Below are 6,786 nucleotides of genomic sequence, written 5' to 3'. Positions count from 1 at the left end.
AGGTCCGTCATGGCTGATGGATAGCCTCGCTGCCGCGGCTGAAGCCGGCCGACTGAATGCAGACAAATACATCGAGCAGACATTTACAGGCAAGGAAGATGTGCGCGCTTTCCGCCATGTCTTGCGAGAGGCTGGCGGCGACCGGTGGCTCCCTTCAGGCGGATGATGGTTATCGACGGCGCGATGCGGATTCCTCAGTGACTCACACTGATTCCGGCCGCTATCGTCATGACCTGCAGACAAGCAATTCAGTGTCTGCAGAGCGCCACAATATTTGAAAGCTTTCGTGTTATCTTCGCGTGCGCTCGAGCGTGAGAGCCTCGGCCATAATCAAAACAAATCGAAAAGGAAAAAAAGCATGTTGAAACGGTTGTTGGGCGCCATTTTGGCAATCGCACTCATCGCTCTGGTGGGTTGCGGAGAGCAGAAAAAGCAGGAAGAGCCATCGCTCCTTCAGGACATCTCCGGAGTGTGGAAGGAGAACACATCAAACAGCCTTATGACGCTTCAGTATGCTGACAAAAAAGTTAGGATGCTAGTCGACGACGAATTCATTCCTGTTAACGCTGGCGCTATCGACAATGAGAACCACACGGCCAATCTCAACGTCGTCATTGCCGCGACGGGCAAGCCGGCGGTGTGGACCATCCGTCAAATCTGGAACGCCGATAAATCAGCTTTTCACTTGCAGCTGACACTGCACGACGGCACGCAGAGCGAGTTCAGCTTCGTTCGCAAAATCTCAACTGACGACTTGAATCACATCGCAAGTCTTGAGGCGCCAGTGAAGTCGGTGAACTCTGCGCAAGCCGCGGCTGCGGCCGCGACGCAACCCGCCCAGACTGAGCAACAGGCGACGCAACAGCCAGCACAGGAAGCACCGCATGCGATGCAGCCAGAAGCGCAGCCCGTGACCGTTTCTGCACCCGCCACCGCTCCGGCGGTGACGCCTGCTCCAGTCATGCCGGTTGCCGCAACGGCGACTGCGCCTGCTCAGACCGACAGCGCGTCGGCCGCGCAAACTACGGCATTCGCGCCGAGTTTCGACTGCAGCAAGGTCACAAGCGGTCCCGAGCGTCTGATTTGCGGTTCCCCGCAACTTTCCGCTCTCGATGTGGAACTGGGTCAGTCGTACAAGCGCCAGATGGAGCTAACCGACAACAAGAAGCAACTCAAGGCTGACCAGATTGAGTGGCGAAAGAAAGAACGCGACGCATGCTCGACCGCAGAATGCATTGCGCAAGCATATCGCAGCCGCATCGACGACCTTGATGCGGTAAGCAGCCACCTGTCGAAGCCCGCTGAGTTCAAGTAAGCCGAGCATTGCTGACAATTTTTGCCGCAAAAAAAAGACCCGCGTATTGCGGGTCTTGTCATATGTGTTCGATAAAAGCTGGGTAACTTTCGAGCATTATTGGAAAATATGCGGTCATCTCTTTTAGACGCGTGCGTCGAGCAACTCGAGCATCGCCGCGGCATTACCCGCGAATCCGACACCATGCAACGGGTTCGTATTCGGCTCCCGAGGATTTATTCGAATAAGCCGTTGGTGCGCGTTTCGCTCGCTGAAGCGCCGTACCGTCGGCAACGCTTTCCCAGCGCCCAGTTCGACAACGACCGGTTTCGATACAGATGAAATCCAGGCCGCCAGGCGTTCCCGTTGCCTTTCATACGGAGCGTCAACCCACCCATAGTCTCCGAACATCAGGATATTTGGACGCGCGAGAGAGCCGCAACGCGGACAACGCGGCATTGGACATTCCAGCTCGGACGTGTCCTCATCTACCTGCGGAAGGAATTTCTTGGCCGGCCATGTGTCGTTGGTGCAGACGTCCAAGCATTGAAGCGTGTGAATCGACCCATGGCATTCGTGGACCCGGCCTTCGGAGAACCCGGCTTTTTGGAACTGTCCATCCACGTTGCTCGTGAACACGAAAGCGCCAAGCGGCATGCGGTCCGCCCATCTACGCAGAATCGTGAAGCCGTCGTGCGCAACGGTTTCACGATAAAGCTTCAGCCGGTGTCCGTAGAAGCCCCACGCAAGTTTGGGATGCTCAGCAAACCTTGCTGGGTTTGCCATGTCTTCGAACGAGAGGCCGTGTTGCCGAAGCGAGGGATACGCGCGCCAGAAGCCTTCTTGGCCACGAAAGTCAGGAAGGCCCGAGTCGACGCCCATTCCCGCGCCCGCGGTGATGAGAAGTCCGTCCGCTTCTCGCAGCCATTCAGCAGCTTTCCCCAGCTTTTCATCTTGCGAATCGGTCACCTCTGTACTCCCATTACAATGCGACGACTACCGAAGGCCTGAAAGGCAGATGCATTAATTTAACGGGCCGTGAATGCGATGTGTGCGCTGGCGTCCCTTGCGCTCGTCTTCATCGTCGAAACCGTCGACGAAATTCGGCCTCGCTGATTGCGCGCCCGGTTTTTTCATCGTTGAGCCCCGCAACTGCATCGGCAAGCAGCAGCTCTTTCGCGCTCTCGCGACTTAGCAGGCGCCTTTGCATGCGCTGAGTTAAAAGCGATTTGACGCGAGCGCATACATTCATAATTTTGACGCGTGACCGCGGCCCAAGTTTTAGCGAGATGTGTCGGCGGCGCTACTTCGGCAAACCAAACCCCGTTATCTATTGAGTTGCCTTGCGCCGCGGACATTCACCTGCCATCTGGCGAAAGCGACAGGCCCAATTTATTGCTTGAAGCAACGACCGTCAAGATAATGTCTCTGGTGGTTGTCGGCAGTTTCCTCAGTCGCTTCGGCACACGCACGTTACGCGCGGTACCGTCGCCACGCTTTCATGTCCTCAATGGTCACCCCTTTGACCGGGGATTCCGCGGTTCCCGCCAACTCCAGAAGCGACTTCGATTTTGCCCGTAGGAGGACTTCGCCATCGGGCATGACATGCCATGCCAGCCGCGTGCCTGGCGTCATCCCCAGTGCTTCTCTGACTCCGGCAGGCACGGTAGTGCGGCCATTGGTTGTCAGTCGCGACTCGGCCATAAATTTCCCCTTGGATGCTCGGGTATGCGCGAGTCAGTTTCCGTGTCGACGCTCCTTGCGTTGCGCGACACTGCTCGACGCTGGCATGGTCAGCGAACGCCCTAAGACGAACCGCTGATGGTCAACGCTTGTCTCGAGGAGCGTCCAACGATGTTTCAGCGCGGCGGTTTCTCAGCGGATGCGCTCGCTAATCATTGGTCGCGGCCAGCAGCAGTTGCCGCGTGCGCTTCATGACCCAAGCCACCTCACGTTGGGAGAAGTCCCACTCGCCAGCGTCGACCTTCAATCTCACGCCTTTCTCGGCGCGGGTCAACGCCACGTCTGGCGACAGACCAGAAGTAGCAATCTTTCGCGATACATAAGCGGAAAGCTGACTAGCAAGGTCCTCACACGCGTCATATCGAACCCACAGTTGCTCCACCGAGACACCGCTTTGATAACGCCCGTCGACTTCGCGAACGAGAAGTTTTGGTTGAACCCCGGTTACCGAACCAAGGTCGGCCTCTGTCGGAAAATCATCAGGAACACGTCGGTCCGTCATACCGTCCTCCGCCACTGTTGCAGGTGCCAACTTATTATGGGTAGCCGGTCTAGGCCAGCGGATTTCGGCATCGGCTCACTTCTATTCTGACCGCTTAGCACGCGATTGCTCCAGCTCTTTACTGAGCGCGTCGATTTGCGCTTGCATACTGGCTGCTCGTTTCAGTAACTGTCCGACTTCATACCAGTAGGCATATCCTAAGTCCCCGTCCGCCAAGCCCAGTTCGTGAAACTTGCGAAGCGCAATCTCCAGGTCGATACCGCTATCAGAATTCATCTCGTTTTCCGTTGCATTTAAGGCACCGGGGTCGGGCTCCGGAGCAGTCCCGCGCCGAAACAAAATCCCCTCGTGGACATACCGCTTTTTGATACGCAGTATCACCAAGCTGAAGACAAACGCAATTGCCGGCACGACCAGCAACGCCGGATACGTGAGGGCGAATTGCCAGATTGCGTCTATGTCTTATACCGGTGTGAGGCTGTCGGGGTCGGTCGCGGAAGACAAATTCCTCACCGCTCGACCGCTTCGGCGGCGGCGCGCAACACCTGCTTCCTGTCTCCATAGAAGAGTGCTTGCAACGGTGTCTGGTCATCCAGCGCACTGTTCGTCGTTGTAAAAAAATGCCATTTGCTCCAGCCTTCCAAGTCCCCGAGCGTTCGCACAACCTTCGCCAAGTCCTTTCGGCGAATCTGTTCGACCAGGAAGAATGCCGGGAAATACGGTTCATCGTCGATGTCGACACTGAAGATGCGCTGAGCGGCGACGTCTTTTCTGACCCGGCGGGGGGTGAACCCGATAACGGCACAGAAATGAGAAAAGTGTATTAATTTCGCGGTGGCAACTAGGCGTGCCGGCGTCGACTCTCCTTGATTCGCACCGAGCTCTATCCGCCGTTGCGCACTTTCTTCACGAATCGAACGTTGTTCTATGTTCAACACTGTGGCTAGCCCCGCAACTGTCACAAGCGCACGTTTGAACCGCCTCCCGAGTTCGGCATCTGGAATTTTAAGAAGCGCTCGAGCTCCATCTGGGTCGAATAGGGTCACTGCGACTGCGGCGCTTCGCAGAAGCTCTAATACGTGGGTATCCTCGGACGGCGAGTCAGTGGTTGGGTTGCTTTGACGGGGCGGCATGGTCGTCCTCGCTCGAAAGCTTATTCGTCAGTCCGCGCCGCGAACAACGGAACGACGCGAACACCCACGGTCAGGTCGCCGGAGCGTTCGACAGTCGGGTGAGCCCAGACTTCCGGAAGTACGCTCGCTGACACGTCCAAGTCGACGTTCATGGGGTAGTGCCTGAGAAGGCCAATCGCGACTGATTGCACCAAGCCGCGAATGGTCACCTCCTCTGCAGCGCTCAGCATTTGCAGAAATTCGCGCGTGTCGACCACAGCCTTCGAACGTTCCGCTGGGGTTGTCATGTCTTTCCCTCCACGAGCACATGGGTCGTGACGTCGGTGTATGAAGTTACCCCGTTGACAGCGCACCAACGCTCCCAGATGTATTGACCGTCCGCTGAAGAACCTCGTGGGCCCACCAGTTGGTACACGCGACCGGATGAGGTAACTCCCCGTAGGGCGGTCGAGTCGAACTGTTGAATGGCCGTGCTCACCCGTCCGGTGTAATCGCACACGTTGGTACCGACAAAATGCCTAGAGCCAAGTTGTGTTTCTAGGATTTGCCATTCAGAAATTGACAACTCGGGCTCGGCGCTTATGCCGGCTACGCTCCAGACAGGCATGACTGCCCTCCTTTTCCCGAGTCGGTGGGTGTGCCGCCCGCAGTCGGTGCCGGCGCGGCAAGTTCGCGCGTAAAGTTGCTATACGCATCGGGCGAATGGGCGGTCGCCCAAGACAGCATTGGTCGTTTTTTCGCTTACTGTGCGTGCGGGATGTCTAAATCAAAAAAGGGCATAAAAATCGCTCTTTTTGATTCTAGTAAAGTAAGGTGAAAAAGCAAGGAGGAGAGTTCGCCGCGTTACAGGAGCGGCGGAGGTGGCGCCGCCTGAGCGGCAGCAACGAGGTCCTCGTAGTCCACATAGAGCTCGAGGCTTGAGCTACCCAAAGCGACAAGGCATTGAAGAAATTCCGGAAGAGAGAGAATCCCTTCGTCCAGATGCGACGTCAGTGTCTTTTCAGTCAAATCCGAACCAAGCCGAACCATCCTTTGCGCGAGTTCTTCGAAAGCAACCATTGGCTGCCTAGATAATTCTGCGACGACAACCATTCTGGCACGCTGTTCCCACGTTCCAGCCGTTGACACGGCACCGTCCCACAACGAAGGCACCTTTGCGCCAGTCACCGCAAGAATCTGAAGGAGCAGGCTCAGTTTGACGCGTCCGCGGGAAACACGGGATGCAAGAGCTCGGTCGCTTTCCTTCACGCCCATCGAAGCCAAGGCCCGAGACAACTGCGCGTAACCAAAGTCTTTCCTCGCCAGTACAACGCGCACGACACGCGAGGCAAGACTGGACCAAGCCGTTTCTGCTCCGCTCACAGGACTCCTTGCCTTAGGAAGGAAATGGCCTACTGTTTACGTCAGTAAATATCGCCGAATTCAGAGTTCTCGCACGCAGCTTTCTTTCATTGCCTGGAAGCAAAATGCGGACATAGTGTCGCCGATTGTACCAGGCGCGCTGCCGCTCGAAAAATGACAAGGCTGCGAATGTTCGCTGGAGTCAGCGGATGGAGAGGAGAGATAGGCCCAACGAGATGGTCTTGCTACGTGAGTGGACTTCGCGTAGCATCCGGGCGCGGCAAGGATAACCCTTTAGTATAACCAAAACGGTCTGTTTGTCAAGTCAATTGATGTGCTTGCAGGTGCGCGTTCGTTGTTTGAGCAAAGGGAGATTAGTTGCCGCAACTTGGGTCTTTGAGGCATCACTTCACGACGACGCGCGAGAGACACTTCGCGCGCATGCGATACGCTTTGCTTTCGAGCGGATGGGCGATTGAGTTCGCAGAGTCCTTCGATGGAATATGAGCGGCAACCATCAGATAGTGGCGAACCCATATCGGGTTCTTGGAGATGAGAAATGTAGTTTGTAGCAGCAGGATACCGAACGGCGACGGATGCTTCGCCGAAGAAGACCGGTAAACGACAAAAGGGACGGCGGCAACCGTCCCTAGCGTCGGTGAGCCTTCTCGTGAAGACCACACGTGCATCTACTCGCGCGTAGTGTCTCACGAGGTAGGTTCTATGTCAATGAACCGTTCCGCCACCAATAGATGTGGCGTGACCCTGCTCGT

General features: G+C 56.4%; 8 protein-coding genes. 1 reads left to right on the top strand and 7 read right to left on the bottom strand.

Translation table 11 applies throughout. From position 1 onward, the window contains the following. Positions 1-358 precede the first annotated feature (358 nt). The gene (locus PQR42_RS43605) at positions 359-1,315 is read left to right on the top strand and encodes a lysozyme inhibitor LprI family protein (RefSeq protein ID WP_408495817.1); all 957 of its coding nucleotides are present in this window, start codon (positions 359-361) and stop codon (positions 1,313-1,315) included. A 123-nt stretch (positions 1,316-1,438) separates the two neighbouring features. Here the strand turns inward: PQR42_RS43605 and PQR42_RS43600 are convergent, their stop codons facing one another. The 7 genes from PQR42_RS43600 to PQR42_RS43565 form a co-directional block, all read right to left on the bottom strand. Beyond that, positions 1,439-2,176: an SIR2 family NAD-dependent protein deacylase gene (locus PQR42_RS43600; protein ID WP_408495819.1), complete on the bottom strand. Its 738-nt coding sequence runs from the start codon at positions 2,174-2,176 to the stop codon at positions 1,439-1,441. Positions 2,177-2,767: 591 nt separating this feature from the next. Then, entirely contained in the window at positions 2,768-2,998 is a 231-nt protein-coding gene (locus tag PQR42_RS43595) for an AbrB/MazE/SpoVT family DNA-binding domain-containing protein (RefSeq protein ID WP_408445705.1), read from the bottom strand. A gap of 187 nt (positions 2,999-3,185) precedes the next feature. Continuing rightward, complete coding sequence (locus PQR42_RS43590) at positions 3,186-3,539, bottom strand: hypothetical protein (RefSeq protein ID WP_408495815.1); 354 nt, start codon at positions 3,537-3,539, stop codon at positions 3,186-3,188. A gap of 81 nt (positions 3,540-3,620) precedes the next feature. After that, positions 3,621-3,815, bottom strand: coding sequence for a hypothetical protein (locus PQR42_RS43585; protein WP_408495813.1), 195 nt, complete (start codon positions 3,813-3,815; stop codon positions 3,621-3,623). A gap of 233 nt (positions 3,816-4,048) precedes the next feature. After that, positions 4,049-4,585, bottom strand: a complete 537-nt coding sequence (locus PQR42_RS43580; RefSeq protein WP_408495811.1) for a hypothetical protein — start codon at positions 4,583-4,585, stop codon at positions 4,049-4,051. 107 nt (positions 4,586-4,692) lie between these two features. Beyond that, positions 4,693-4,902 carry a BPSL0761 family protein gene (locus tag PQR42_RS45855; RefSeq protein ID WP_507028580.1) on the bottom strand — a complete coding sequence of 70 codons (210 nt, stop codon included), beginning with the start codon at positions 4,900-4,902 and terminating at the stop codon, positions 4,693-4,695. A gap of 613 nt (positions 4,903-5,515) precedes the next feature. Continuing rightward, complete coding sequence (locus tag PQR42_RS43565) at positions 5,516-6,034, bottom strand: DUF6471 domain-containing protein (protein ID WP_408384145.1); 519 nt, start codon at positions 6,032-6,034, stop codon at positions 5,516-5,518. Between the last annotated feature and the right edge of the window lie 752 nt (positions 6,035-6,786).

Origin of the sequence: Paraburkholderia sediminicola, from assembly GCF_046027355.1 — a bacterium.
GTDB lineage: Bacteria > Pseudomonadota > Gammaproteobacteria > Burkholderiales > Burkholderiaceae > Paraburkholderia > Paraburkholderia sediminicola_B.
Note: the sequence above shows the minus strand (reverse complement) of the source record. Positions and strands in the feature narration are given on the sequence as shown.

Bases quoted from the DNA above. Each gene is read 5' to 3' on its own strand.
- PQR42_RS43605 (WP_408495817.1), top strand. From the start codon at position 359: ATGTTGAAACGGTTGTTGGGCGCCATTTTGGCAATCGCACTCATCGCT.
- PQR42_RS43600 (WP_408495819.1), bottom strand. From the start codon at position 2,176: ATGGGCGTCGACTCGGGCCTTCCTGACTTTCGTGGCCAAGAAGGCTTC.
- PQR42_RS43595 (WP_408445705.1), bottom strand. From the start codon at position 2,998: ATGGCCGAGTCGCGACTGACAACCAATGGCCGCACTACCGTGCCTGCC.
- PQR42_RS43590 (WP_408495815.1), bottom strand. From the start codon at position 3,539: ATGACGGACCGACGTGTTCCTGATGATTTTCCGACAGAGGCCGACCTT.
- PQR42_RS43585 (WP_408495813.1), bottom strand. From the start codon at position 3,815: ATGAATTCTGATAGCGGTATCGACCTGGAGATTGCGCTTCGCAAGTTT.
- PQR42_RS45855 (WP_507028580.1), bottom strand. From the start codon at position 4,902: ATGCTGAGCGCTGCAGAGGAGGTGACCATTCGCGGCTTGGTGCAATCA.